Source organism: Micromonospora sp. NPDC048894 (assembly GCF_040649765.1).
GTDB classification, from domain to species: domain Bacteria; phylum Actinomycetota; class Actinomycetes; order Mycobacteriales; family Micromonosporaceae; genus Micromonospora; species Micromonospora antibiotica.
Genome location: NZ_JBEZFY010000009.1, coordinates 107,370 through 130,853 on the forward strand (window position 1 = coordinate 107,370; position 23,484 = coordinate 130,853).

At 72.8% G+C, this 23,484-nt stretch carries 20 protein-coding genes; 4 read left to right on the top strand and 16 right to left on the bottom strand.

Going from position 1 to position 23,484, the window contains the following annotated elements; all coding sequences use genetic code 11:
* Positions 1-108: 108 nt before the first annotated feature.
* From AB0C22_RS20670 to lysS, 3 genes are all read right to left on the bottom strand, one after another.
* A complete protein-coding gene (locus AB0C22_RS20670; protein ID WP_219465060.1) occupies positions 109-2,634 on the bottom strand; it encodes an ATP-dependent Clp protease ATP-binding subunit in 2,526 nt (841 codons plus the stop codon).
* 537 nt (positions 2,635-3,171) lie between these two features.
* A complete protein-coding gene (locus AB0C22_RS20675; RefSeq protein WP_168222573.1) occupies positions 3,172-3,516 on the bottom strand; it encodes an Lsr2 family protein in 345 nt (114 codons plus the stop codon).
* A gap of 112 nt (positions 3,517-3,628) precedes the next feature.
* A complete protein-coding gene (gene lysS, locus AB0C22_RS20680; RefSeq protein WP_219465062.1) occupies positions 3,629-5,137 on the bottom strand; it encodes a lysine--tRNA ligase in 1,509 nt (502 codons plus the stop codon).
* A gap of 91 nt (positions 5,138-5,228) precedes the next feature.
* Here lysS and AB0C22_RS20685 point away from each other — a divergent pair, with 91 nt between their 5' ends.
* Positions 5,229-5,969 carry a class I SAM-dependent methyltransferase gene (locus AB0C22_RS20685; protein WP_219465064.1) on the top strand — a complete coding sequence of 247 codons (741 nt, stop codon included), beginning with the start codon at positions 5,229-5,231 and terminating at the stop codon, positions 5,967-5,969.
* Positions 5,970-5,992: 23 nt separating this feature from the next.
* Here AB0C22_RS20685 and AB0C22_RS20690 read toward each other — a convergent pair whose 3' ends face one another.
* The 8 genes from AB0C22_RS20690 to AB0C22_RS20725 form a co-directional block, all read right to left on the bottom strand.
* Entirely contained in the window at positions 5,993-6,751 is a 759-nt protein-coding gene (locus AB0C22_RS20690; RefSeq protein ID WP_208567763.1) for a type III pantothenate kinase, read from the bottom strand.
* A gap of 93 nt (positions 6,752-6,844) precedes the next feature.
* Positions 6,845-7,741 (bottom strand): carboxylating nicotinate-nucleotide diphosphorylase, encoded by an 897-nt coding sequence (nadC, locus tag AB0C22_RS20695; RefSeq protein ID WP_357536459.1) that lies wholly within the window; start codon positions 7,739-7,741, stop codon positions 6,845-6,847.
* Positions 7,742-7,912: 171 nt separating this feature from the next.
* The gene (locus AB0C22_RS20700; RefSeq protein ID WP_219465068.1) at positions 7,913-9,610 is read right to left on the bottom strand and encodes an L-aspartate oxidase; all 1,698 of its coding nucleotides are present in this window, start codon (positions 9,608-9,610) and stop codon (positions 7,913-7,915) included.
* A gap of 73 nt (positions 9,611-9,683) precedes the next feature.
* The gene (locus AB0C22_RS20705) at positions 9,684-10,568 is read right to left on the bottom strand and encodes a septum formation family protein (protein WP_357536461.1); all 885 of its coding nucleotides are present in this window, start codon (positions 10,566-10,568) and stop codon (positions 9,684-9,686) included.
* Positions 10,569-10,668: 100 nt separating this feature from the next.
* Positions 10,669-11,094: an aspartate 1-decarboxylase gene (gene panD / locus AB0C22_RS20710; protein WP_208567759.1), complete on the bottom strand. Its 426-nt coding sequence runs from the start codon at positions 11,092-11,094 to the stop codon at positions 10,669-10,671.
* 31 nt (positions 11,095-11,125) lie between these two features.
* On the bottom strand, positions 11,126-11,971 hold the full coding sequence (gene panC, locus AB0C22_RS20715; RefSeq protein WP_219465070.1) for a pantoate--beta-alanine ligase: 846 nt from the start codon (positions 11,969-11,971) through the stop codon (positions 11,126-11,128).
* 163 nt (positions 11,972-12,134) lie between these two features.
* Positions 12,135-13,109 carry a DUF2520 domain-containing protein gene (locus AB0C22_RS20720; protein WP_219465072.1) on the bottom strand — a complete coding sequence of 325 codons (975 nt, stop codon included), beginning with the start codon at positions 13,107-13,109 and terminating at the stop codon, positions 12,135-12,137.
* Positions 13,110-13,338: 229 nt separating this feature from the next.
* Positions 13,339-14,619, bottom strand: coding sequence for a phytase (locus AB0C22_RS20725; protein ID WP_357536463.1), 1,281 nt, complete (start codon positions 14,617-14,619; stop codon positions 13,339-13,341).
* Between the two features lie 46 nt (positions 14,620-14,665).
* Between AB0C22_RS20725 and AB0C22_RS20730 the strand changes: the two genes are divergently transcribed.
* Together AB0C22_RS20730 and AB0C22_RS20735 are read left to right on the top strand one after the other, a co-directional pair.
* Positions 14,666-15,790, top strand: a complete 1,125-nt coding sequence (locus AB0C22_RS20730) for an SAM-dependent methyltransferase (protein WP_357536602.1) — start codon at positions 14,666-14,668, stop codon at positions 15,788-15,790.
* Positions 15,787-16,956: an NADH-quinone oxidoreductase subunit D gene (locus tag AB0C22_RS20735; protein WP_219465076.1), complete on the top strand. Its 1,170-nt coding sequence runs from the start codon at positions 15,787-15,789 to the stop codon at positions 16,954-16,956. Before AB0C22_RS20730 ends, AB0C22_RS20735 begins: the two co-directional genes overlap by 4 nt.
* A gap of 97 nt (positions 16,957-17,053) precedes the next feature.
* On the opposite strand, the gene AB0C22_RS20740 is transcribed toward AB0C22_RS20735, so the two are convergent.
* From AB0C22_RS20740 to AB0C22_RS20755, 4 genes are all read right to left on the bottom strand, one after another.
* Positions 17,054-18,985: a hypothetical protein gene (locus AB0C22_RS20740; protein WP_357536465.1), complete on the bottom strand. Its 1,932-nt coding sequence runs from the start codon at positions 18,983-18,985 to the stop codon at positions 17,054-17,056.
* A 204-nt stretch (positions 18,986-19,189) separates the two neighbouring features.
* On the bottom strand, positions 19,190-20,194 hold the full coding sequence (locus AB0C22_RS20745; protein WP_208567753.1) for a glycine betaine ABC transporter substrate-binding protein: 1,005 nt from the start codon (positions 20,192-20,194) through the stop codon (positions 19,190-19,192).
* A 152-nt stretch (positions 20,195-20,346) separates the two neighbouring features.
* On the bottom strand, positions 20,347-21,069 hold the full coding sequence (locus AB0C22_RS20750; protein WP_208567752.1) for an ABC transporter permease subunit: 723 nt from the start codon (positions 21,067-21,069) through the stop codon (positions 20,347-20,349).
* Positions 21,070-21,183: 114 nt separating this feature from the next.
* Positions 21,184-21,870, bottom strand: coding sequence for an ABC transporter permease (locus AB0C22_RS20755; protein ID WP_208567751.1), 687 nt, complete (start codon positions 21,868-21,870; stop codon positions 21,184-21,186).
* 2 nt (positions 21,871-21,872) lie between these two features.
* Here AB0C22_RS20755 and AB0C22_RS20760 point away from each other — a divergent pair, with 2 nt between their 5' ends.
* On the top strand, positions 21,873-22,868 hold the full coding sequence (locus AB0C22_RS20760; RefSeq protein WP_357536468.1) for an ATP-binding cassette domain-containing protein: 996 nt from the start codon (positions 21,873-21,875) through the stop codon (positions 22,866-22,868).
* A gap of 67 nt (positions 22,869-22,935) precedes the next feature.
* Here the strand turns inward: AB0C22_RS20760 and AB0C22_RS20765 are convergent, their stop codons facing one another.
* The gene (locus AB0C22_RS20765; RefSeq protein WP_219465081.1) at positions 22,936-23,436 is read right to left on the bottom strand and encodes a hypothetical protein; all 501 of its coding nucleotides are present in this window, start codon (positions 23,434-23,436) and stop codon (positions 22,936-22,938) included.
* Positions 23,437-23,484: the final 48 nt, after the last annotated feature.

The following is a 23,484-nucleotide window of genomic DNA, read 5'->3' on the forward strand; positions in this document are numbered from 1 at the left end:
CCCCGCCGAGGGCTGCGCTGGCCGACGGCAGGCAGAAAGGGCGACGGCCCGGTGGCTCGCGCCACCGGGCCGTCGCCCTCGTGCTCTGTCCTACCGACCCGTCAGGTCCTACTCACCGGCGGTGGCGGTGCCACCCAGGTCGGCCGGGACGGCGTCCGGCACCTCGTCCGGGCGGTCCGAGCCGTGGAAGACCAACTTCGACTTCTCGATGTCCTCCGGGTCCCCCTCGCAGTCCACCACCACGATCTGACCGGGGGTCAGCTCGTTGAACAGGATCCGCTCGGAGAGGTTGTCCTCGATGTCACGCTGGATCGTCCGACGCAGCGGACGGGCCCCCAGCACCGGGTCGAAGCCCTTCTTGGACAGGTACTTCTTGGCGTTGTCGGTCAGCTCCAGACCCATGTCCTTGTTGCGGAGCTGGCCCTCGATCCGCTGGATCATGATGTCCACGATCGAGAGGATCTCGTTCTGCCGCAGCTGGTGGAAGACGATGGTGTCGTCGATCCGGTTGAGGAACTCGGGCCGGAAGTGCTGCTTCAGCTCGTCGTTGACCTTCTGCTTCATCCGGTCGTAGGTGGACTCGGAGTCCTCCGACTGCTGGAAGCCCAACGACACCGCCTTGGCGACGTCCCGGGTGCCCAGGTTGGTGGTCAGGATGATGACCGTGTTCTTGAAGTCCACGATCCGACCCTGGCCGTCGGTGAGCCGGCCGTCCTCCAGGATCTGCAGCAGGGTGTTGAACACGTCCGGGTGGGCCTTCTCGATCTCGTCGAAGAGCACCACCGAGAACGGCCGACGACGGACCTTCTCGGTCAGCTGGCCACCCTCGTCGTAGCCGACGTAGCCGGGAGGGGCCCCGACCAGGCGGGAGACCGTGTAGCGGTCGTGGAACTCGGACATGTCCAGCTGGATCAGCGCGTCCTCGCTGCCGAACAGGAACTCGGCGAGCGCCTTGGACAGCTCGGTCTTACCCACACCGGACGGGCCGGCGAAGATGAACGAGCCGGACGGCCGCTTCGGGTCCTTCAGGCCGGCCCGGGTACGCCGGATCGCCTTCGACACCGCCTTGACCGCGTCCTCCTGGCCGATGACGCGCTTGTGCAGCTCGTCTTCCATCCGCAGCAGCCGGGAGGTCTCCTCCTCGGTCAGCTTGTAGACCGGGATACCGGTCCAGTTGCCCAGGACCTCGGCGATCTGCTCGTCGTCGACCTCGCTGACGACGTCCAGGTCACCGGCCTTCCATTCCTTCTCCCGCTGCGCCTTCTGCCCCAGGAGCTGCTTCTCCTTGTCCCGCAGCTGGGCGGCCCGCTCGAAGTCCTGCGCGTCGATCGCGGACTCCTTGTCGCGGCGCACCTGGGCGATCCGCTCGTCGAAGTCACGCAGGTCTGGCGGCGCGGTCATCCGGCGGATGCGCATCCTGGCCCCGGCCTCGTCGATCAGGTCGATCGCCTTGTCCGGCAGGAACCGGTCGGAGATGTACCTGTCGGCCAGCGTCGCGGCAGCCACCAGGGCGGCGTCCGTGATCGAGACGCGGTGGTGCGCCTCGTAGCGGTCCCGCAGGCCCTTGAGGATCTCGATGGTGTGGGCCAGCGACGGCTCACCCACCTGGATCGGCTGGAAACGACGCTCCAGAGCGGCGTCCTTCTCCAGGTGCTTGCGGTATTCGTCGAGGGTGGTCGCGCCGATGGTCTGGAGCTCACCACGGGCCAGCATCGGCTTGAGGATGCTCGCCGCGTCGATCGCGCCCTCGGCGGCACCCGCACCGACCAGGGTGTGGATCTCGTCGATGAACAGGATGATGTCGCCCCGGGTGCGGATCTCCTTGAGCACCTTCTTGAGGCGCTCCTCGAAGTCACCCCGGTAGCGGGAGCCGGCGACCAGGGCACCGAGGTCGAGGGTGTAGAGCTGCTTGTCCTTGAGCGTCTCGGGCACCTCGCCCTTGATGATCTTCTGGGACAGGCCCTCCACCACGGCGGTCTTGCCGACGCCGGGCTCACCGATCAGGACCGGGTTGTTCTTGGTGCGGCGGGACAGCACCTGCATGACCCGCTCGATCTCCTTCTCGCGCCCGATCACCGGGTCGAGCTTGCCCTCACGGGCAGCCTGAGTCAGGTTACGACCGAACTGGTCCAGCACGAGGCTGGTCGACGGGGCGGCCTCGCCCGGCGCGGTGCCGGCGGCGGCCGGCTCCTTGCCCTGGTAGCCGGAGAGGAGCTGGATCACCTGCTGGCGGACCCGGTTGAGGTCGGCGCCCAGCTTCACCAGCACCTGGGCGGCGACGCCCTCACCCTCGCGGATCAGCCCGAGCAGGATGTGCTCCGTGCCGATGTAGTTGTGGCCGAGCTGCAGCGCCTCGCGCAGGGACAGCTCCAGCACCTTTTTGGCCCGGGGCGTGAACGGGATGTGCCCGCTCGGCGCCTGCTGGCCCTGGCCGATGATCTCCTCGACCTGCTGACGGACGCCCTCCAGGGAGATGCCGAGGCTCTCCAGGGCCTTGGCGGCGACGCCCTCACCCTCGTGGATCAGGCCCAGCAGGATGTGCTCCGTACCGATGTAGTTGTGGTTGAGCATCCGGGCCTCTTCTTGGGCCAGGACGACAACCCGTCGCGCTCGGTCGGTGAACCGCTCGAACATGCCCTCGTGCTCCTCACGTGCCGTGCGCCTCGACTGCGAGATCTTGGCGGGGCCGGTGCGCGGACGTCCGGGACGGGCGTCCGCACCTCCTTACTCTATCGCCGCTGACCGACTCCGCTGAGGTCGTGTCTCCTCGTACCGAGCCGTTCCGACGTCGTTTTGACCAACCATCCGCGCTCAGGAGGTGTTCCGGCACCCCAGCCTGTACGCGCAGAGCGAAATTCACCCGGGGTGCGCAACGCCCTCCGGGGGGTCCCGTGGGTTGTCCACAGGCTGTGGACGAAGTCTCCACCGCCTGTGGACAACGCCTGCGGACCCGGAGAACTTCCCGCCCCCACACCGCCCGCAGCCCCACCCACCGGCCCCCGACGGCGGGTGACGTCGGCCGGGCCCGACGGCCGCCGGGCTGCTGCCCCGAGACGGCGACGCCGGCCGGGGGTGCCCCGAGACGGCGACGCCGGCCCGGAGGGGTGCTCCGAGACGGCGACGCCGGCCCGGAGGGGTGCTCCGGCCCGGCGTCGGTTCGCCACTGACAGCTCAGCGGGTCGCGTGGTACTCGTCGACGATCTCCTGCGGGATACGACCCCGGTCGGAGATGTCCTTGCCGTTCTTCTTGGCCCACGACCGGATCGCCTTGTTCTGCTCGCGGTCGGCGGTCGCGCCGCCCCGGCCCCGGGCGGCCCGGCCACCCACGACCACGCCGCCCCGGCCGACCCGGGTGCCGGCAGCCACGTACGGCGCGAAAACGTCCCGCAATTTGTCGGCGTTGGAGTTCGACAGGTCGATCTCGTACTGAACGCCGTCGAGGGCGAACTTGACGGTCTCGTCCGCGTCCCCGCCGTCCAGGTCATCGACCAGCTTGTGAATGATCTGCTTGGCCACGTCCCACATTCCTTTCGAGCAGGGTGCTCCTGCAATAGGAGCACGATAACCCCCCCGACGCTTGCCGCGTCAATAGGACGCCGTAACGACCCGGCAAAGGTCTCACCGCAGGCTACTCGGGGCGGACCAAGGGGAAGAGGATGGTTTCCCGAATTCCCAGCCCCGTCAGCGCCATCAACAGCCGGTCGATTCCCATTCCCATACCCCCGGCCGGCGGCATTCCGTACTCGATCGCCCGGAGAAAGTCCTCGTCCAGCCGCATGGCCTCGTCGTCGCCCCGGGCACCGAGCTGCGCCTGCGTCACCAGCCGCTCCCGCTGCACCACCGGGTCCACCAGCTCCGTGTACGCGGTGCCCAGCTCGAAGCCGAGCACGTAGAGGTCCCACTTCTCGGCCAGGCCGGGCTCGGTGCGGTGACCCCGGGTCAACGGGCTGGTCTCCTCCGGGTAGTCCCGCACGAAGGTCGGCGCCTGGAGGCTCGGCACCACCAGTTCCTCGAACAACTCCTCGGCCAGCTTGCCCGGCCCCCACTTCGGGTCGACCGCGAGCCCCACCTTGTCGGCGTACTCCACCAGGCGGGTCCGTTCGGTGCGGACCGTGACCTCCTCGCCGAGCGCCTCGGAAAGCGCCCCGAACAGGGTCACCGACCGCCACTCGCCACCCAGGTCGAACTCCCGACCGTCGGCGTGGGTCACCGTCGTCGAGCCGCTGACCGCCACCGCCGCCTGCTGCACGAGATTACGGGTCAACGCCGCCATCGTGTCGTAGTCGCCGTACGCCTGGTAGGTCTCCAGCATCGCGAACTCCGGCGAGTGCGACGAGTCGACTCCCTCATTGCGGAAGTTGCGGTTGATCTCGAACACCCGGTCGACCCCGCCGACCACGGCGCGCTTGAGAAACAGTTCCGGCGCGATTCGCAGATACAGATCAGTACCGAGCGCATTGCTGTGGGTCACGAATGGGCGGGCCGCCGCGCCGCCGTGCAGCAACTGGAGCATCGGCGTCTCGACCTCGATGAATCCCTGACCGTGCAACGAGTCACGCAGGCTGCGTACCGCCGCGGCCCGGGTCCGGACCATCTGCCGGGCCTGCGGACGGACCACCAGGTCCACGTAACGCTGCCGGACCCGGGCCTCCTCGCTCAGCGGCTTGTGCGCCACCGGCAACGGGCGCAGCGCCTTGGCGGTGACCGCCCACTCGTCGGCCAGCACCGACAGCTCACCGCGCCGGCTGGTGATCACCTCGCCGGTGACACCCACGTGGTCACCCAGGTCGACCAGGCGCTTCCAGGCGTCCAGCCGCTCCGCGCCGACCCGGTCCAGGGAGAGCATCGCCTGCAACTCGGTGCCGTCGCCGTCGCGCAGGGTGGCGAAACAGAGCTTGCCGGTGTTCCGAACGAAGATCACCCGGCCGGTGACCGAGATCCGGTCCCCGGTCGCGGTGTCGGTGGGCAGCTCGGCGTACCGCTCGCGCACCTCGGCCAGGGTGCTGGTCCGGGGGTAACCGACGGGGTACGGGTCGATGCCCTCGGCGAGCATCCGGTCCCGCTTCTCCCGGCGGACCTTCATCTGCTCGGGAAGGTCGTCGGCGGGGTCCACTGGCACGGCGTTCTGCTCGGTCACGGCACGCTTCCTCGGCTAAGGGAGTTCGACTGGGTCAGCCCATGAGCGTACTCATGCCCCCGAGCGGCCGTTACGGGATAACCTGCCCGGCATGGTCGAGCACACCCGGGCACGGTCCTTCGGTACGGTCGCCGCCGACTACGACCGGTTTCGACCCGGCTATCCGGCCGAGGCGCTGCGCTGGGCGCTGGCCGGCGCGGGTGCGGTCGCCAGCGTGGTCGACCTGGGTGCCGGCACCGGCCTGCTCACCCGTGACCTGCGGGCCCTCGGCCACCGGGTCACTCCGGTCGAACCCGACCCGGCGATGCGGGCCCGGCTCGACACGGCCGTTCCCGGGACCACCGCCCTCGCCGGCTGCGCCGAGGCGGTCCCGCTGCCCGACGCGAGCGCCGACGCGGTGCTGGTCGGCCAGGCCTACCACTGGTTCGACCGGGAACGCGCGCACGTCGAGATCGCCCGGGTCCTCCGGCCGGACGGCATCTTCGCCCCGATCTGGAACATCCGGGACGAAACGGTCGGCTGGGTGGCCGAGCTGGGGCGGATCGCCCAGATGGGGGAGAACGTCAGCGACCTGACGGTAAAGGTGACCACCTTCGGTGCGGCCTTCGGCCCGGTCGAGCTGGGCCGGTTCACCCACCGGACGACCGTCACCTCCGACGAGGTCCTCGGGCTGTTGCGTACCCGCTCACACTGGTTGGTCGCCGCCCCGCAGCAGCGGCAACGGCTGGAGCGGGACCTGCGCGAGTTGTTCGCCACCCACCCCGACCTGGCCGGCCGGGAGACCGTCGAGCTGCCGTACCAGACGCTGGTCTTCCGGGCCCGGCGGCGCTGAACCGCCGCGACCGGCCGTCGTGATCAGGTGTTGCGTTCGTAGACCATGCGCAGCCCGATCAGGGTGATCATCGGCTCGTGGTGGGTGATGGTCCGGCACTCGCCGATCACCACCGAGGCCAGCCCGCCCGTGGCGATCACCGCCCGGACCTGGCCCAACTCCTCGGTCATCCGCTCGACGATCCGGTCGACCTGCCCGGCGAAGCCGAAGTAGAGGCCGGACTGGAGACACTCCACGGTGTTCTTGCCGATCACCGAGCGGGGCTTGTTGGCCTCCACCTTACGCAGCTGGGCGGCGCGGGCCGCCAACGCGTCGAAGGAGATCTCGATGCCCGGGGCGAACGCCCCACCGAGGAACTCCCCCCGACCGCTGATCACGTCGAAGTTGGTGGTGGTGCCGAAGTCCACCACGATCGACGGACCCCCGTAGAGGGTGTACGCGGCCAGCGTGTTGACCACCCGGTCCGCGCCCACCTCCTTCGGGTTGTCGATGGCCAGCTGCACCCCGGTGCGGACCCCCGGCTCGACGACCACGCTCGGCAGGTCGGCGTAGTAACGGGCCAGCATGGTCCGCAGCGAGCGCAGCGCCGCCGGCACCGTCGAGCAGGCGGCCACCCCGGTGATCTCCACGGCGTCACCGGCGAGCAGCCCCCGGAACATCAGACCCAGCTCGTCCGCTGTCGAACGGGCGTCGGTCTTGATCCGCCACGAGTGCACCAGCTTGTCGCCGTCGAAGGTCGCCAGCACGGTGTTGGTGTTTCCGATGTCGATGCAGAGCAGCACGCACGCAGCCTAGACGCCGACCGGCCCACCGCAGGCGAGCAGTGGGCCGGACCCGCTGCCCCGCACCGACGGGTAGCCGGCGGCCCGGCCGGCTCACCGCTCGCGCAGGTCCAGGGCGATGTCCAGGATCGGCGAGGAGTGCGTCAGGGCACCCACCGACAGGTAGTCCACCCCGGTCGCCCCGTACTCGGCGGCCACCTCCAGGGTCAGCCCACCGGTCGCCTCCAGCTCGGCCCGGTCGCCGACCGCCGCGACCACCTCGCGCAGGGTCGCCGGGGACATGTTGTCCAACAGCAGGAAGTCCGCGCCCGCCTCCACCGCCTCCACCGCCTCGGCCGGGGTGTCCACCTCGACCTGCACCGGCACCTGCGGGAAGGTCTGCCGGACCCGACGGAAGGCCGCCCCGACACCACCGGCGGCCAGCTTGTGGTTGTCCTTGATCATGGCGACGTCGTACAGGCCCATCCGCTTGTTGGTGCCACCGCCGGCCCGGACCGCGTACTTCTCCAGCATCCGCAGGCCCGGGGTGGTCTTGCGGGTGTCCAGCACCGTCGCCTTGGTGCCGGCCAGGGCGTCCGCCCAGGCCCGGGTGTGGGTGGCCACCCCGGACATCCGGGAGAGCAGGTTCAGCGCGGTGCGCTCGGCGGTGAGCAGCAGCCGGGTCGGGCCGGTCACCGTCGCCAGCACCTCACCCCGGGCCACCCGCGCGCCGTCGTGGGCCACCACCACCACCTCGACGGTACGCTCCGCAGCGCTCACCTCGCCGACCAGCTCGAACACCGCCGCCGCCACCGCCAGCCCGGCCACCACCCCGGCCTCCCGGGCCACCAGGTCGGCGGTGTCGGTCTGCCCGGCCGCAACGGTGGCGACGCTGGTGACGTCGACGAAGTCCGCCCCCAGATCCTCGGTGAGCGCGTCGACGATCACCCGCCGGACCCGCTCCGGGTCCAACCCGCCCGCCGTCAACGCCTGTCGCGTCGGTTCCCGCACTGCATTTCCTTTCGTTCGCCACTGCGGGGCTCGCAAACCCGGCTCACTCCTCGGACTCACCCGCCCCCCTTCGTTCGCCACTGCGGGGCTCGCAAACCCGGCTCACTCCTCGGACTCACCCGCCCCCCTTCGTTCGCCACTGCGGGGCTCGCAAACCCGGCCCGCTCCGGGTCAGGGCAGGCCCTCCCAGCGTTCGGTGAGGTCACCCCCGGCACCGACGGCCGCGACGAGATGACCGCGCCACCGCTCGTCGGCCGCCGGGAAGTCCTCCCGCCAGTGGCAGCCCCGGGTCTCCTGGCGGGCGTACGCGGCGGCGACCAGGGCGGACGCCACGGTGACCAGGTTCGTCGCCTCCCAGCCGGCGGTGCCCGGCCGACCCTGGCCCTGCCCCAGCTCGGTCAGGGTGGCGGCGGTCGCGGCCAGGGTCGACGCCGACCGCAGCACCCCCGCGCCCCGGGTCATCGCCCGTTGCAACGCGGGCACCCCCTCGGCGGGCAGCACCCCACCCCCGCCGCCCACCCAGGCACCGGTCTGCGCCGGTTGCGCCTGCTCGGGCAGCCCGGCGGCGATGTCCTCGGCGATCCGGCGGGAGAAGACCAACCCCTCCAGCAGCGAGTTGCTGGCCAGCCGGTTCGCGCCGTGCACGCCCGTGCAGGCGACCTCGCCGCAGGCGTACAGGCCGGGGATGGAGGTCCGGCCGCGCAGGTCGGTGCGGACGCCACCGGACGCGTAGTGGGCGGCCGGGGCGACCGGAATCAGATCCGTCGCCGGGTCGACCCCGATGGCCAGGCAGGACGCGACGATGGTCGGGAACCGCCCGGCGAGGAAGTTCGCGCCGAGGTGCCGGGCGTCCAGATGGACGTGGGCCGCGCCGGTGGCCAGCAGCACCCGGTGGATGCCCTTGGCCACCACGTCCCGGGGGGCCAGCTCGGCCAGTTCGTGCTGGCCGAGCATGAACCGCTTGCCGTCGGCGTCGACCAGGTGGGCGCCCTCACCGCGCAGCGCCTCCGACACCAGCGGCTGCTGGGCCAGGCCCGCGCCCGGCACCCGGGCCTGCTCCGGCACGATCAGCGCGGTCGGGTGGAACTGCACGAACTCGACGTCGGTGACCGCCGCCCCGGCCCGCATCGCCAACGCCACCCCGTCACCGGTGGAGACCGCCGGGTTGGTGGTGGCCGAGAAGACCTGCCCCATCCCGCCGGTGGCCAGCACCACCGCGCGGGCCAGCAGCGCGCCGACGCCGTCCTCGCTGCCCTCGCCCAGCACGTGCAGGGTGATGCCGCAGGCCGGGCCGGGAGAGTCCGGGTCGTCGCCGGGGGCGCGCAGCAGGTCCAGCACCAGGGCGTGCTCGACCAGGCGGATCCACGGGTCCCGGCGCACCGCCGCGTGCAGGGCCCGCTGCACCTCCGCCCCGGTGGCGTCCCCACCGGCATGCACGATCCGGTCGGCCCGGTGCCCGCCCTCCCGGGTGAGCATCAACGAACCGTCCGGGTTGCGGTCGAACTCCGCGCCGATGCGCATCAGTTCCCGCAGCCGCAGCGGCCCCTCCTCCACCAGCAGCCGCACGGCCGCCGGGTCGCAGAGTCCGACCCCGGCGATCTCGGTGTCGCGGGCGTGCGCGGCGGGCGAGTCGGCCGGATCGAGTACGGCGGCGATGCCGCCCTGCGCCCAGCGGGTCGACCCGTCGTCGATGTTGACCTTGGTGACCACGGTGACGTGCAGGCCCGCCTCGCGCAGGTGCAGCGCGGCGGTCAACCCGGCCACCCCGGAGCCGACCACGATCACATCGGTGGTCTCCACCCAACCGGGCGCGGGAGCAGCCAACAGTCTGGGCAGGGCCGGCAGGTCGACGGTCGGCGGGAGTTCCATAGCCACAGTCAACCCGAACGATCCTCGCGACGGGCGGCGGGGGCGGGACGAGTGGTTTCGGCTACCCCGTCCGCTACTTCGTCCGCACCGGCAGGGCGGCCGGTCCGCCGCCCTTCAGCGAGGCGGTCACCGTCCGGTCGCTCAACCACAGGTAGCAACGGACCCCCCGGTCGCCGACCCGCCACCGGCCCGGCCCCGGCGGACGCACCACCACGCCGCTGCGGAAACGCAGGTCGGCGTCGTCCGGCACACCCACGTAGCGACCCAGCAGGCTGCGGCAGCCGGCGTACAGCGGCAGCCAGTCGACGTCCTTGACCGGATAGGCCCGGTCGGGGGCCTTCCAGGCGCCCACGAACTCCGCCTCGTGGACGGTCGAGCACTCCACCGGCACCAGCACCTGCACCCCGGCACCCCGGCCGCTCTTGGCCCGCTGACAGCCCAACCGCAGCGGCGACGGGCCCTTCAACGCGTCCCGCAGGCTGCCCGTACGGGTGACCACGGTGGCCGCCGCCTCGACGGTGGTCACCTCGCTCAGGTCGCACCGGAACCAACGGGCCCCGGCCGTCCAGCCGAGCGCGGTCGGCAGCGCCACCGCCAGCCGCAGCCGGCCGGCCCGCCAGTCGTCGCCCAGGTAACCGGCGGCCCGGGTGTCGCACTCGGCGAACGCACCCCGCAACTCCGCCGAACCGGTGACCGGCGCGACGACCCGCTCGCCCGGCAACGCGCCCACGTGCACCGTCTCCACCCGGTGCGGCACCGCGCAGTCCACCGGCGCGTACGCCGCCAGGGCGACCGTGTCGGTGAAGTCGGCGACCTGACAAACCCCCGCCTCGGGGGTGAACGGCCCGGCCGGCGGCAGGGCCGCCCAGTCGTCGGTGAGATCGCCGTCGAGGCCGCCCGGCGCACCGCAGCCCGCCAGGACCACACCCACCGCCAACGCGGCGATCAAGACCCTCATCGGACGACGCAACGCGGCCTCCCCCAGCCGACGACCGTCAATCCGACGGTCAGTCCAGGGTAACCAAAAATGACCTTCCGGTAACAGACCGGAATTCCGGTCAGCCCACGACGGCGAGCGGACTCGGCACCGGGTCCCCGGCCGTCCCCGGGGCCGCAGCCGCCGGATCGCCGCCCAGCTCAACCACCCTGTTGTCGGCGTCCACATGGACCACCCGGGGGCGGTACGTCCGGGCCTCCGCGTCGTCCATCTGACCGTACGAGATCAGGATCACCAGGTCGTTCGGGTGCACCAGGTGCGCCGCCGCGCCGTTGATGCCGATCACCCCGCTGCCCCGCTCCCCCGGGATCACGTACGTCTCCAGCCGGGCCCCGTTGGTCACGTCCACGATCGCCACCTGCTCGCCCGGGAGCAGGTCGGCGGCGTCGAGCAGATCCTGGTCCACCGTCACCGAGCCGACGTAGTGCAGGTCGGCCTGGGTCACCGTCGCCCGGTGGATCTTCGACTTGAGCATGGTCCGGAACATCGGCTTGCCTCTCGACAGGTGGTGTGCGTGGTCAGGAGCGGGGGGCGAGGTCGATCGCCAGGTTGTCGATCAACCGGGTGGTGCCCACCCAGGCCGCGATCAACAGCCGGGCCGGGCCGGCGACCGGCCCCGGCTCCAGATCCGGATCGGTGAGCACCAGATAGTCCAGTCGCACACCCGGCACCTCGCCGAGCACCCGGTGCGCGGCGGCCAGCACGTCACCGGCGTCCGCGCCCCGCCCGGCGGCGTCCGCCCCGGCCCGCAGCGCGGCCGAGAGGCTCAACGCGACCTGCCGCTCGTCCGCCGACAGGTAGCGGTTACGGCTGGACCGGGCCAGCCCGTCCGGCTCCCGTACGGTCGGCACACCGACCACCTCGACCGGCACGTCCAGGTCCCGGGCCATCCGACGGACCAGGGTGAGCTGCTGGTAGTCCTTCTCCCCGAAGAAGGTCACGTCGGGCCGGGTGAGCTGGAGCAGCTTCAACACCACGGTCAGCACCCCGTGGAAGAAACCGGGCCGGCTCTGCCCCTCCAACTCCTCACCGGGCTGACCCGGGTTGACCCGGACCGTGGGCTGCCCGTCCGGGTACATGTCGGTCACGGCCGGGGCGAACACCAGGTCCGCACCGGCCCGCCGGCACACCTCCAGGTCGGTGTCGAGGGTGCGCGGATACCTGTCGAAGTCCTCGTTCGGGCCGAACTGCAACGGGTTCACGAAGATCGTCACCAGCACGTGGTCGGCCCGCTCCCGGGCCGCCCGGATCAGCGCCTCGTGCCCCGAGTGCAGCGCACCCATCGTCATCACCACACCGACCGTGCCGGCCAGCCCCGCCCGGGCCTTCGCCAGCTCCACCCGGGTGTGCACCAGTTCCGTCACTGAACCGCCTTCCGTTCGCGACTGCGGGGCTCGCAAAACCGGCTCACTCCTCGCACTCACCAACCCGCCCTCCGTTCGCGACTGCGGGGCTCGCAAAACCGGCTCACTCCTCGCACTCACCAACCCGCCCTCCGTTCGCGACTGCCGGGCTCGCAAAACCGGCTCACGCCGCCACCTCGCGGTGGATGCCGGCGAGCACGTCGAGCAGGGACTCGGCGTCGACCGGGCGCAGCCGGCCCGCCGCGATCGCCCGGTCCGCGCTCCGTCGGGCCAACGCCAGATAGGGGGCCACGGATTCCGGCGCGGTCTGCGCCAGCCGGGCCAGGTGCCGCCGTACGGTGCCCGCGTCGCCACGCGACACCGGGCCGGTGAGCGCGTCGTCGCCGAGCCGCAGGGCGTTCTCCAACGCCGCCCGCAGCAGCGGGGCCAGCACCTTCTCCGGCTGGGTCACCCCGGCGTCCCGCAGCCGGTCGGCCGCCTCGTTGACCAGGGTCACCAGGTGGTTCGCGCCGTGCGCCAGGGCCGCGTGGTAGAGGACCCGGTCGGTCTCCCCCACCCACTCCGGCACCCCGCCCAGGTCGGCGACGAGCCGGGCCGCCGCCGCCCGCAACTCCACCGGGGCGGTCACCCCGTAGGAGATGCCGGCCAGCCGGGACAGGTCGTCCGGCGTACCGGTGAAGGTCATCGCGGGGTGCAGGGCCAACGGCCGGGCACCGACGGCGGCGGCCGGGGCCAGCACGGTCAGGCCGTGCGCGCCGGAGGTGTGCGCGACCACCTGGCCGGGGTGCAGCGCCCCGGTGTCGGCCAAACCAGCGACCACACCGGCCAGCGCGTCGTCGGGGACGGCGAGCAGCAGCAGGTCGGTGGCCTCCCGGGCGACCGAGGTCGCCGACCGGGTCACCGCGTCCGGCAGGAGCAACGCGATCCGGGCCCGGGTCGCCCCGGAGACGCCGGAGGCGGCGACCACCCGGTGCCCGGCGGCGACCAGTGCCGCCCCGAGCACCGCACCCACCCGGCCGGCACCGACCACACCCACGGTGAGCTGGGGGGGAAGGACGAACGGGACACCGGGTGCGGCGGGGCCCTGCGGTACGGCGACGCCGGGGGCAGCCGGACGGGGGCGCAGCGGTGCGCTCATGGCAACGATCCAGTCCTCGAAGGGGGTACCGGTCGATCGCAAGTATGCGCCGGGGGCAGGGAACCCGAACAAGGATGTGTGAAAACCTTCACCGACCCCGGGCACCGGGTGGCCCGATGGCGGCAGCTCACCCGGTGCGGCGGCCCACCCGGTGCGGCAGTTCACCGGGTGCGGCAGCTCACCGGGTGTGGCGGCCCACCCGGTGCGGCAGCTCACCGGGTGCGGCAGCTCACCGGTGGCCGGCCAGGAACCCGGCGTCGACGAACTTGACGTTGGTGTCCGGGCGTACCCCGTCGTCCCCGTCCGGCGTCGTCGGGGTGTTACGGCCGTCCTGCACCACCAGCAGCCCGCCCGGGAAGCCCGGCAGCGGCGTCGCCGTCACCGCCGCCCCGTCGCACTCCTGCACGCCGTCGACCCGTCCGTCGACCACCGCGAACCGCCCGGTCGGCCGGTTGGTGACCCGGTCGTAGGTGAAGAACGTGTCGTCGCCCTGGCTGGACACGACGAGGGTGCCCGCGTACCGACCGGTGGGCAGGATCGTCAGCCCCTCCACGTCCTGGGCGATCCGCCCGCCGAAGCCCGGGTCGGCGGTGTCGTCGGCCACGCAGTCGTCGGCCGCCGGGTCGAAGACCGCCGGGACGCCGTACTCGCGGACCCGCTCCACCGACCGGGGTACGCCCACGAACCGGCCAGCGACCATCCGGGTCCGCCACAGGCCGACCTTCTCCTGCGCCAGGTACACCACGCCGGTGGCCGGGTCCACCACCGTCCCCTCCACCTGCGGGCCGTCCCCCGGGTCGGTGCACGGCGACCAGGCGGAGCCGTCCGGCAGGGTGAACGTCGACGGCAGCACCAGCCGCCCCACCGGCCGGTAGCTGACCTTCCCGGCCCGCTCCACCAGCCGGAACACCCCCACCTCCGGGGTGCTGCGCCGGCTCACCACCGCGTACGCGGCCCCGTCCCGGTCGGTGAACGTGCCCAACCCGTACGCGGTGCGTTGGGTGTTCACCTCCGCCTGGTCCCGGCTGAACGCGAACGGCGGCTGCGGCGCGGTCACGTCGACCAGCCGCCGCGACACCGGATCGATCCGGTAGAACCGGAGCTGGTCGCGTCCCCGGTCGGTGACCACCGCCAGGTCGACCGGCCGGCCCGCCAGCCGGAAGCCGCTGACCAGGTCGACGTTGTTGAACCGGCCCGCCTCGTCGTCCGGGCCGGGTGCCGGCGGGGTGGCGATCGCCTGCCGCTCCCGGGCCCGCAGGTCGTACACCCGCAGGCCGCCGTTCTTGGCGGTGACGACCACCAGGCTGCCGGCCCGGTCGGTCGGGTGCACCCAGATCGCCGGATCGTCGGCGTCGGCGTCACCACCGGCGGCGTCGGCGAACAGGGCGGGTGTCTCGGCCACCGCCCGGACCGCACGCGGCACGTCGTCGCGGGCGGGCGCGGCGGCGGCACCGGTGGTCGTCACCAGCAGCGGTACGACCGCCAGCGCGGAGATCACGATTCGTCTCATGCCCGCAGACCGTAGGGTCGGCACGGTGACGGACGCTGAACACGGGATGAACGCGATTCGCTGGCGGTACGCCATGGACGCCGCCCTCTACGGGCCGCGCGGCTTCTTCGTCTCCGGGTCCGGCCCGGCCGACCACTTCCGGACCAGCGTGCACGCTTCTCCGGCGTTCACGGCGGCGGTGTTCCGGCTCGTGTCCCGCCTCGACGCCGCCCTCGGTTTCCCCACCCCGTTCGACGTGGTGGACGTGGGTGCGGGCCGGGGTGAGCTGCTGCGCGCCCTGGCCGCCCTGGCCCACGGGTCGGCGACGCCCGGCGCGGCTGCGACGCCGCTGGCCCACCGCCTACGCCTCACGGCCGTGGAACCGGCCCCCCGCCCGGCGGACCTGCCGCCCGACATCGCCTGGACGACCGAACCCCCGGCGGGAATCACCGGCCTGCTGACCGCGACCGAATGGCTGGACAACGTCCCCCTGGACGTGGCTGTCCCCACCGGCACCGGCTGGCGCTACCACCTGGTGGACCCGAGCACCGGCGAGGAGACCCCCGGCCCCCCGCTGACCCCGGAAGACCTCACCTGGCTGACCACCTGGCACCCCACCCCAATCCCGGCCGCGCCCCCCACCACCGCCCCGGTGATCAAGAGGTTTGCGTCAACGGAGGGGCCCGAACCTGACGTAAACCTCTTGATCACCGGGCGGGGGGAGCGAGGGGGGCGGGTTGAGGTGGGGCGGAGTCGGGACGAGGCGTGGGGGCGGGCCGTCGGGCGGCTGCGGCAGGGGGTGGCGTTGGCCGTGGACTACGGGCACCTGCGCGAGCGGCGGCCGGTCGACGGGACGTTGACCGGGTACCGGAACGGACGGCAGGTGCCTCCGGTGCCGGACGGGTCGTGCGACATCACCGCGCACGTCGCCATGGACTCCGTCGCCGCCGCCGGTGCGCAGGTCGCCGGGTGTGCGTACACGCTGGTGTCGCAGCGGGAGGCGCTGCTCGCGCTCGGGGCCGACGGTGGGCGACCGGCGCTGAGCCTGGCCGGCAGCGACCCCGCCGGGTACGTGCGGGCCCTCGCCGCCGCCTCGGCGGTGGCCGAGCTGACCGACCCGGCCGGACTCGGCGGGCACCACTGGCTGCTCCAGCCGGTCGGCGTCGCCGTCGATGCGCTCATGGCACGATGACCGGCATGACCACGGACACCGGTGAACTGCGCGAGCTGACCGTCGGCACCGGGGCCGGCGGGGAGCAGCTCGGCACCGACATGGTGCTCAACATCGGCCCGCAGCACCCCTCGACGCACGGCGTGCTGCGGCTGAAGCTGGTGCTCGACGGGGAACGGGTGGTCGCCGCCGAACCGATCGTCGGGTACATGCACCGGGGCGCGGAGAAACTGTTCGAGGTCCGCGACTACCGGCAGATCATCGTGCTGGCCAACCGGCACGACTGGCTGTCGGCGTTCTCCAACGAGCTGGGTGTGGTGCTCGCCGTCGAACGGCTCATGGGCATGGAGGTGCCCGAGCGGGCCACCTGGCTGCGGATGGCGCTGGCCGAGCTGAACCGGGTGCTCAACCACCTGATGTTCCTCGGCTCGTACCCGCTGGAGATCGGCGCGATCACCCCGGTCTTCTACGCCTTCCGGGAACGGGAGACCATCCAGGCGGTCATGGAGGAGGTCTCCGGCGGCCGGATCCACTACATGTTCAACCGGGTCGGCGGGCTCAAGGAGGAGGTCCCCGCCGGCTGGACCGGACGGGCCCGCGCCGCCATCGGCGAGGTCCGCCGCCGGATGCCCGACCTGGACCGGCTGATCCGACGCAACGAGATCTTCCTGGCCCGTACCGTCGGGGTGGGGGTGCTGTCGGCCGCCGACGCCGCCGCGTTCGGGGCGTCCGGGCCGGTCGCCCGCGCCTCCGGGCTCGACCTGGACCTGCGCCGCGACGACCCCTACCTGGCGTACGACCAGCTCGACGTGCCGGTGGTCACCCGCACCGCGGGCGACTGCCACGCCCGCTTCGAGGTGCTGCTCGACCAGGTGTACGCCTCCCTCGACCTCGCCGAACAGTGCCTCGACCGGGTCGACCGGCTCACCGGGCCGGTGAACACCCGGCTGCCCAAGGTGGTCAAGGCCCCCGAGGGGCACACCTACGCCTGGACGGAGAACCCGCTCGGGATCAACGGCTACTACCTGGTCTCGCGGGGCGAGAAGACGCCGTGGCGGCTCAAGCTGCGCACCGCGTCGTACGCCAACGTGCAGGCGCTGGCCACCCTGCTGCCCGGCTGCCTGGTGCCCGACCTGATCGCGATCCTCGGCTCGATGTTCTTCGTGGTCGGCGACATCGACAAGTAGACCGGGGCCAACACCACACCCGGGCCCGACCTGGTCCGGCAACGGGGGCCTGATCCGGCCCTGCCCGGCACGTGGGCCCGGCCCGGTACCCGGACGGTCAGCGCCAGTGGCCGCCGGCGCGCGGGGCGTCGTCCTGCGGGGGGTAGCCGTACCGCTCCTCGCCGTCGGACTGCTGGTGCCCGCGTGGTTCGGGGTCGGGGGTACGCCACGACACCACCGGCTCCCGGTCCCGCCATTGCTCGGCCGGTTGCCCGCCCCACCGCTGGTCGTCCACGGGAGCGGACCGGTCCGCAGCCGCCGGTCCGGACCGCCCGGACCGGTCCACAGCGGACTGCCCGGTGCGCGTGGACCAGTCCGGCGACGGCTGTCGTACGCCGCCCGGCCACTCCTCGCCCGGCGGGACGGCCCGCCCCGGCCGCTCCTGGGCCGGCTGGGCAACCGACGCCGACCAGTCCGGTGCGGACGGCGCGGGCTGGGCGGCCCCGGCCGACCACTGCTCGGCCGGCCGGTGACTGCGCGCCGGCTCCCGCCACTGCTGCGGCACCGGGACACCACCCGCCGGCAACGCCGGGCGGCCCTCCGGCGTCGACCGTCCGCCACCCCACCGCTCACCGGTCCGCGCCGGCTCCTCCCGGTAGGCGTCCTCCTGCCGGTACGGGTCCTCCTGCCGGACCGAGGCCCACCGGTCGGAGTAGTGGTAACCGGCGCCGTCGGCGTGCACCTCCGCCCGGCGCTCCCCGACCCGCAGCTCCCGGGCACGCCCGTCGTCGCGCACCTCGGCCCAGCGGTCACCGGCGCGTACCTCGCGGGCCGGCGGGTCGGCCCTGTTCTCGGCCCACCGGTCACCGGCCGGCACCTCGGGCGCGGACGATTCGCCACGGGTCTCGGTCCAGCCGGACCGGCCGCCGGACGACCTGACGCCGCCCTCCCCACCGACCGGGGACCACTCGGGGCGGGGCTGCTCGGGACGGGACCACTCGGTGCGGGCCGGTTCGGGACGGGGCTGCTCGGGACGGTCGTCGGCCGGGGCACCCCACGAGGGGCCGGACGCGGCCGGCCAGGCCCGCTCGTCGCGGGACGGCGGGCGGGACGCCCGGGACCGGTCGTCCGACGGGGCGGACCAGTCCCGGCCGGGCGGCTCCGCCTGACCCGACCAGGGGTGCTGCGGCTCCCCACCGGCCCAGGACGGCTGCTCCGCGCCAGGCGTCCAACGACCGGCGTACCCACCGCCGTAGCCGCCGGCCGGATCGGGACCGTCGACGACGGTGTGCCGGGTGGTCACGTGCACCGTCTCGGTGTGCCGCACCACGCCGAGCGGACGCGACGTCGACTCGGCACCGGGCACCGGGCCACGTGGTTCGCGAGCGGACGCCCCGTACCCGCCGGGCTGGCCGGACTGGCCGGTGGCCGGGCGGTCCGGGGCGTACCGGCGGCCGGACGCTGCGGGGGTCTCCCGGTCGGCGGCGACCCGGCCCCGGCCCGTCGCGACCGGCTCGGCGTCATCCGCCGCGCCCCAGTCCGGCGGGCTCTCCTCGGCGACGGCCCGCCGACGGCCGACCGGGACCTCCGGCGCCGGTTCGACGGCCGGGACCCGGGCCCGGCCCGCACCGACGGCCCGATCCTCGACGGCCGGCGGGTCGCCGGCGGCCGTCGCCAGATCGGCTGTCACCGCATCCAGCCGGCGACGCAACGCGGTGACCTGCTCCTCGGCCCGCTGGGACTGGTCCAACGCCTGGTTGCCGCGCTGGGCGGCGGCGACGATCTCGCTACGCAGCTCGCGCCGCAGCTGCGCCAGCTCGTCGAGCACCTCCGCGTCGGACGACCGGGTGCCGCCGTCGGCCCGCAGTGCGATGGAGAGGCCGATCAGCACCACGGCGGTGATGGCCAGCACCGCGGCGAACCGCAGCGGACCGTTGCCGTCGGCGAACAACAGGATCAGCGCGGCGATGGGCGCGAACGCCACCCCGATCCAGAACAGGACGGTCAGGAGCTGCGGGCTGCGCTTCTCGGAGACGACCGGGGAGGGCATGGCTGTGCAGCCTACCGAGATGTACGCGGGCTGGGAACGGTCCCAGGGCAGAAATGCCCCGATCTCGGCCGGTACGGCGCAGCGGGCCCGGCTGACCTGCCCCGTGCACCGAGGTCGTCGCCGCACCCGTAGACGGGGAAAGTGAGAAACGACTCAGGACGGGCCCGGTCGCGGTCGGGGGGAGCCGACCGCGACCGGGAACGATCAGCTGGTGGCGAGCGCGCCGTCGGACGAGAAGACCAGGCCCACGCTGGCGGTGCCGGTCTTCAGCGCGTTCTTGGTCTGCGGGCCACCGGCGTCCAGCGAGCTGAACGAACCGGCCTTGAAGTCGTAGACCTCGACCAGACCGGCCTGGCACTTCGGCCGCTGCGGGCACTCCGGCGGGCCGGCCAGCACGGTGTCCTTGCCGGAGCACTTGGCCGCCAGGTCGGAGAGGGTCTTGAGGGAGTACTTGTCGGCGAACGCCTTGGTCACCGCGAAGGCGTTCTGGTCCTGCGCCGAGGACGGGGTGCCGAACGTGATGCCCGCCTTGTCACCCTCGGACTTCAACGCGCTGACCGTCTTGTCCAGCTCCGGCGAGGAGACCGGGGTGGCGTCCTTGCCGTTGGCCTTGGTGTTGAGGAACTCCGCCATGGTCGCCGCGTACTCGGGGACGACCTGGATCTCGCCCTTCTCCAGGCTCGGCCCGTACAGCTCGCGGTTGCCGATCTGCTGCACCTTGACCTGGTAGCCGGCCGCCGTGAGGGCGATGTTGTACAGCTCGGCCAGGGTCTGACTCTCGGAGAAGTTGCCCGCCCCGACGACGATCTGCCCACCCGGCCCCTTGGCGATGCCGGTGGTCAGACCCGTGGCGACGGCGAACTCCTCGGCCGCCGCCTTCGGCGTCTTGCGGTCCACGTCGACGGCCTTGTTGAGGGCGATCAGCTTCGGGGTGTCCAGCGCGGCGGAGACCTTGTCCAGCGCGGCGAGCAGCTGCGGGTTCGCCACCTTGGCGTTGACCGCCGGAATGATGTTGTCGGTGTTCTGGAGCTTCTTGTCGTCGTCGAGGACGACCAGCTGCTCACCGGCGACCGGGGCGCAACCCGCACCGCTCGCGCCCTGCTCCGGAGCATCGGTGCCGGACGAGCCGGCGTCTCCGCACCCGGTCAACAGACCCGCCATGGTCAGGGCGCCCACCGCACCCACCGCCAGCCGTGTCCGTACGCGCATCGTGCCCGCCTTCCGTGTCCCGGCACGGCCCGGGCAGGGCCGGCCGCGTGTCCGACGGGCGACGGCCGCCGCCCGCGGGTTCAGCCAATATCCTTCCGGACCGACCGACAAACTCTGAACCGCTTTCGTAACGTGATCGTCACGGAAAGGGATCAGTTCCCCGCCGTGGCGTCCGCCGCCCGCCGGTTCGCCACCCGCCGGGTACGCCGCAGCGGTCGCGGAGTCACCACCCGCTCGACCAGTGCCAGCAGCCCCTCCGCCGCCAACGCCAGCCCGGCCACCAGCACCCCACCGGCGATGATCTGCCCGCCACCGGCCGCGATGTCCAGCCCGAAGCCGGCCCGGATGATCTGGCCCAGCCCACCACCGTTGACGAACGAGGCCAGTGCCGCCGTCGCCACCACCTGCACGGCGGCCGTCCGGAACCCGGCGGCCAGATACGGCACCGCCAGCGGCAACTCCACCCGCCGCAGCACCTGCCACCCGGACAGCCCCATCCCGCGCGCCGCGTCCCGGGCCTCCGGGTCGGCCTGCCGCACCCCGGTGTACGCGTTGGCCAGCAGCGGCGGCACCGCGAACACGGCCAGGGCGACCACCACCGCCGGACGCCCGAATCCGAGGAAGGTCAGCGGGAGGATGGTGAGCAGCGCCAGCGTCGGGATGGACAGGGTCAGGTTGGAGATCAACACGACCGCTCCGCCGCCGCGCCCCGAGTGCCCCAGCCAGAGACCGACCGGCCAGGCCACCAGGCAGCCCAGCAGCACCGCCGCGACGGACATGCTCAGGTGCTCCCCGACCCGGTCCAGCACCCCACCGGGATTGGTCCAGTTGAGCGGGTCGTTGAGCCAGACCACCGCCTGCTGCACCGGGTTCACTGGATATGCCTTTCGCTCGCGACTGCGGGGCTCCGCTGCGCTGCACTCCTCGCGCTCACCGGACCAACCTTCCGTTCGCGACTGCGGGGCTCCGCTGCGCTGCACTCCTCGCGCTCACCGGGGACGGCTCCGCAGCCAGGGGGTGAGCAGGCGGCCCACGCCGGCCAGGATCAGGTCCAGCACCAGGGCCAGCAGGACGCAGAGCAGCGTGCCGGTCATGATCTGCGCCTTGTAGAAGTTGTTCTGGAAGCCAGCGAAGATCAACTGCCCCAGGCCACCCCGACCGATCACCACCCCGACAGTGACCAACGCGACGGTGGAGACCGTGGCGAGGCGTACCCCGGTGAGGATGCCGGGCAGGGCCAACGGCAGGTCGATGCGGAACAGCCGGGCCCACCGGCCGTACCCCATGCCCTCGGCGGCGTCGCGCACCTCCGGGGGCACCTGGTTCAGCCCGGCCACCGCGTTGCGGACGATCACCAGCAGCGCGTACAGCACCACCACCGTCAACACGGTCACCGCGCCGATGCCCAGATAGGGGGCGATGAACGCGAACAGGGCCAGGGAGGGGATCGTGTACAGCACGCCGGTCAATGCGAGAATCGGCCCAGCGAGACGGCGGTACCAGTAGGCCACCACCGCCAGCGGCAGGGCCACCAGCGCGGCGAGCAGCACGGCCCGGCCGGTCAGGGAGGCGTGCTCGCGCAGCGCGGCGAGAATGGTGTCAGAGTTGTCCCGCACGTACTGCCAGGAGAACCACGGATTACCCGGCTCGGCCCGGTAACTCAGGTGGAAGGACACACGTGGACGTTACCCCCGGGGGCACCGGCGACGCAGGACACACTGCCGCCTCGATCACGCTCGACGGCATCCGCAAGCGGTACCCCGACGGCACCGACGCCGTCCGCGAGCTGAGCCTGGAGGTGCCGGCCGGCGAGCTGGTGGTGCTGATCGGCCCGTCCGGCTGCGGCAAGTCGACGGTGCTGCGGATGATCAACCGGCTGATCGAGCCGACCGGCGGCCGGATCATGCTCGGCGACGAGGACATCACCCGCGTCGACCCGGTGAAACTGCGGCGGCGGATCGGCTACGTCATCCAGAACGTGGGGTTGTTCCCGCACCAGACGGTGACCACCAACGTCGGCACCGTACCCCGGCTGCTCGGCTGGTCGAAGGAGCGGATCCGGCAGCGCAGTGGCGAGCTGCTGGAGCTGGTCGGGTTGGACCCGGCCCAGTTCGGACGCCGCTACCCGCACGAGCTGTCCGGCGGGCAGCGGCAACGGGTCGGGGTGGCCCGCGCGTTGGCCGCCGACCCGGTGGTGCTGCTGATGGACGAGCCGTTCTCCGCCGTCGACCCGATCGTGCGGACCCGGCTGCAGGAGGAGTTCCTCCGGCTCCAGGCCGAGGTCCGCAAGACCATCGTGCTGGTCACCCATGACCTCGACGAGGCAGTCCGGCTGGGCGACCGGATCGCGGTGCTGTCCGAGGGCGGCCGGCTGGAGCAGTACGACACCCCGGCGGCCCTGCTCGGCACGCCCGCCTCGCAGTTCGTCCGGGACTTCGTCGGGGCGGACCGGGGCATCCGCCGGCTGGCGGTCACCCCGGTCACCCGGGAGGTGCTCGACGGGGAGGCCACCGACGCCACCCTGCCGGAGCTGCCGCTGGGCCGCTCGGCGTACGACGCCCTGGCCGCGATGCTCACCGCCGGCACCGACGCGGTCCTGGTCACCGCCGACGGCCGGCTGGCCGGCACGCTCAGCCGCGCCCGGGTCCTCGATCTGGGGCAGCCCGGCAGCTAGCCGGCGTGGAAGTGCCACCCGGACCGGTCCAGCGGGTCGGTGCGGGGGCGGGCCGGCCGCCTGCGGGTCAGGCCCGGCCACCCAGGCTGGCCAGCCCGATGATCCAGCCGGCGAAGAAGCCGTAGCCGGCACCGGTGCCGGTGGCCTCGAACGCGGCCTGCAGCGGTCCGTCCGTGGTGAGTAGCGCCGCCACCAGGGTCGCCGCCGCCCCGGCCAGGGTGTACGCGGCCCAGCCGGAGAAGAACTGGCTGGCCGAACCCGGCACCCGGGCCACCTGGCCGGTCGGCAGCAGGTAAAGCAGCGCGGCGGCGAACACCAGCAGCAGGATGGCCCGCAGGTCGGTGGCGAGCACCCCGTGCGCCGGGTCCGCCGACTCGACCCGCCAGGCCGGCCAGGCGAGCAGCCGCAGATACCAGCCACCGGCGGAGTTCGGGTCGGTGTGCGCCTCGGCCCAGCTCACATACCACGGGCTGCCGCAGACGCCGACGAGGATCAGCGCGGCGAGGGTGCCGGTGCCGGCGGCGGTGCCGTACCCGCGCACGGTACGGGGACGTTGGGTGAGGGCCATGCGGCGGGAAGTGCCCGACCCGCCCCGACCGGCAAACCTCTCCCGCCA

Excerpts from the sequence above, each read along its gene's own strand:
- AB0C22_RS20670 (WP_219465060.1), bottom strand. The coding sequence starts at position 2,634 with ATGTTCGAGCGGTTCACCGACCGAGCGCGACGGGTTGTCGTCCTGGCC.
- AB0C22_RS20685 (WP_219465064.1), top strand. The coding sequence starts at position 5,229 with ATGGTCGAGCACACCCGGGCACGGTCCTTCGGTACGGTCGCCGCCGAC.
- AB0C22_RS20700 (WP_219465068.1), bottom strand. The coding sequence starts at position 9,610 with ATGGAACTCCCGCCGACCGTCGACCTGCCGGCCCTGCCCAGACTGTTG.
- AB0C22_RS20705 (WP_357536461.1), bottom strand. The coding sequence starts at position 10,568 with ATGAGGGTCTTGATCGCCGCGTTGGCGGTGGGTGTGGTCCTGGCGGGC.
- panD (WP_208567759.1), bottom strand. The coding sequence starts at position 11,094 with ATGTTCCGGACCATGCTCAAGTCGAAGATCCACCGGGCGACGGTGACC.
- AB0C22_RS20720 (WP_219465072.1), bottom strand. The coding sequence starts at position 13,109 with ATGAGCGCACCGCTGCGCCCCCGTCCGGCTGCCCCCGGCGTCGCCGTA.
- AB0C22_RS20725 (WP_357536463.1), bottom strand. The coding sequence starts at position 14,619 with ATGAGACGAATCGTGATCTCCGCGCTGGCGGTCGTACCGCTGCTGGTG.
- AB0C22_RS20730 (WP_357536602.1), top strand. The coding sequence starts at position 14,666 with ATGAACGCGATTCGCTGGCGGTACGCCATGGACGCCGCCCTCTACGGG.
- AB0C22_RS20735 (WP_219465076.1), top strand. The coding sequence starts at position 15,787 with ATGACCGGCATGACCACGGACACCGGTGAACTGCGCGAGCTGACCGTC.
- AB0C22_RS20740 (WP_357536465.1), bottom strand. The coding sequence starts at position 18,985 with ATGCCCTCCCCGGTCGTCTCCGAGAAGCGCAGCCCGCAGCTCCTGACC.
- AB0C22_RS20745 (WP_208567753.1), bottom strand. The coding sequence starts at position 20,194 with ATGCGCGTACGGACACGGCTGGCGGTGGGTGCGGTGGGCGCCCTGACC.
- AB0C22_RS20765 (WP_219465081.1), bottom strand. The coding sequence starts at position 23,436 with ATGGCCCTCACCCAACGTCCCCGTACCGTGCGCGGGTACGGCACCGCC.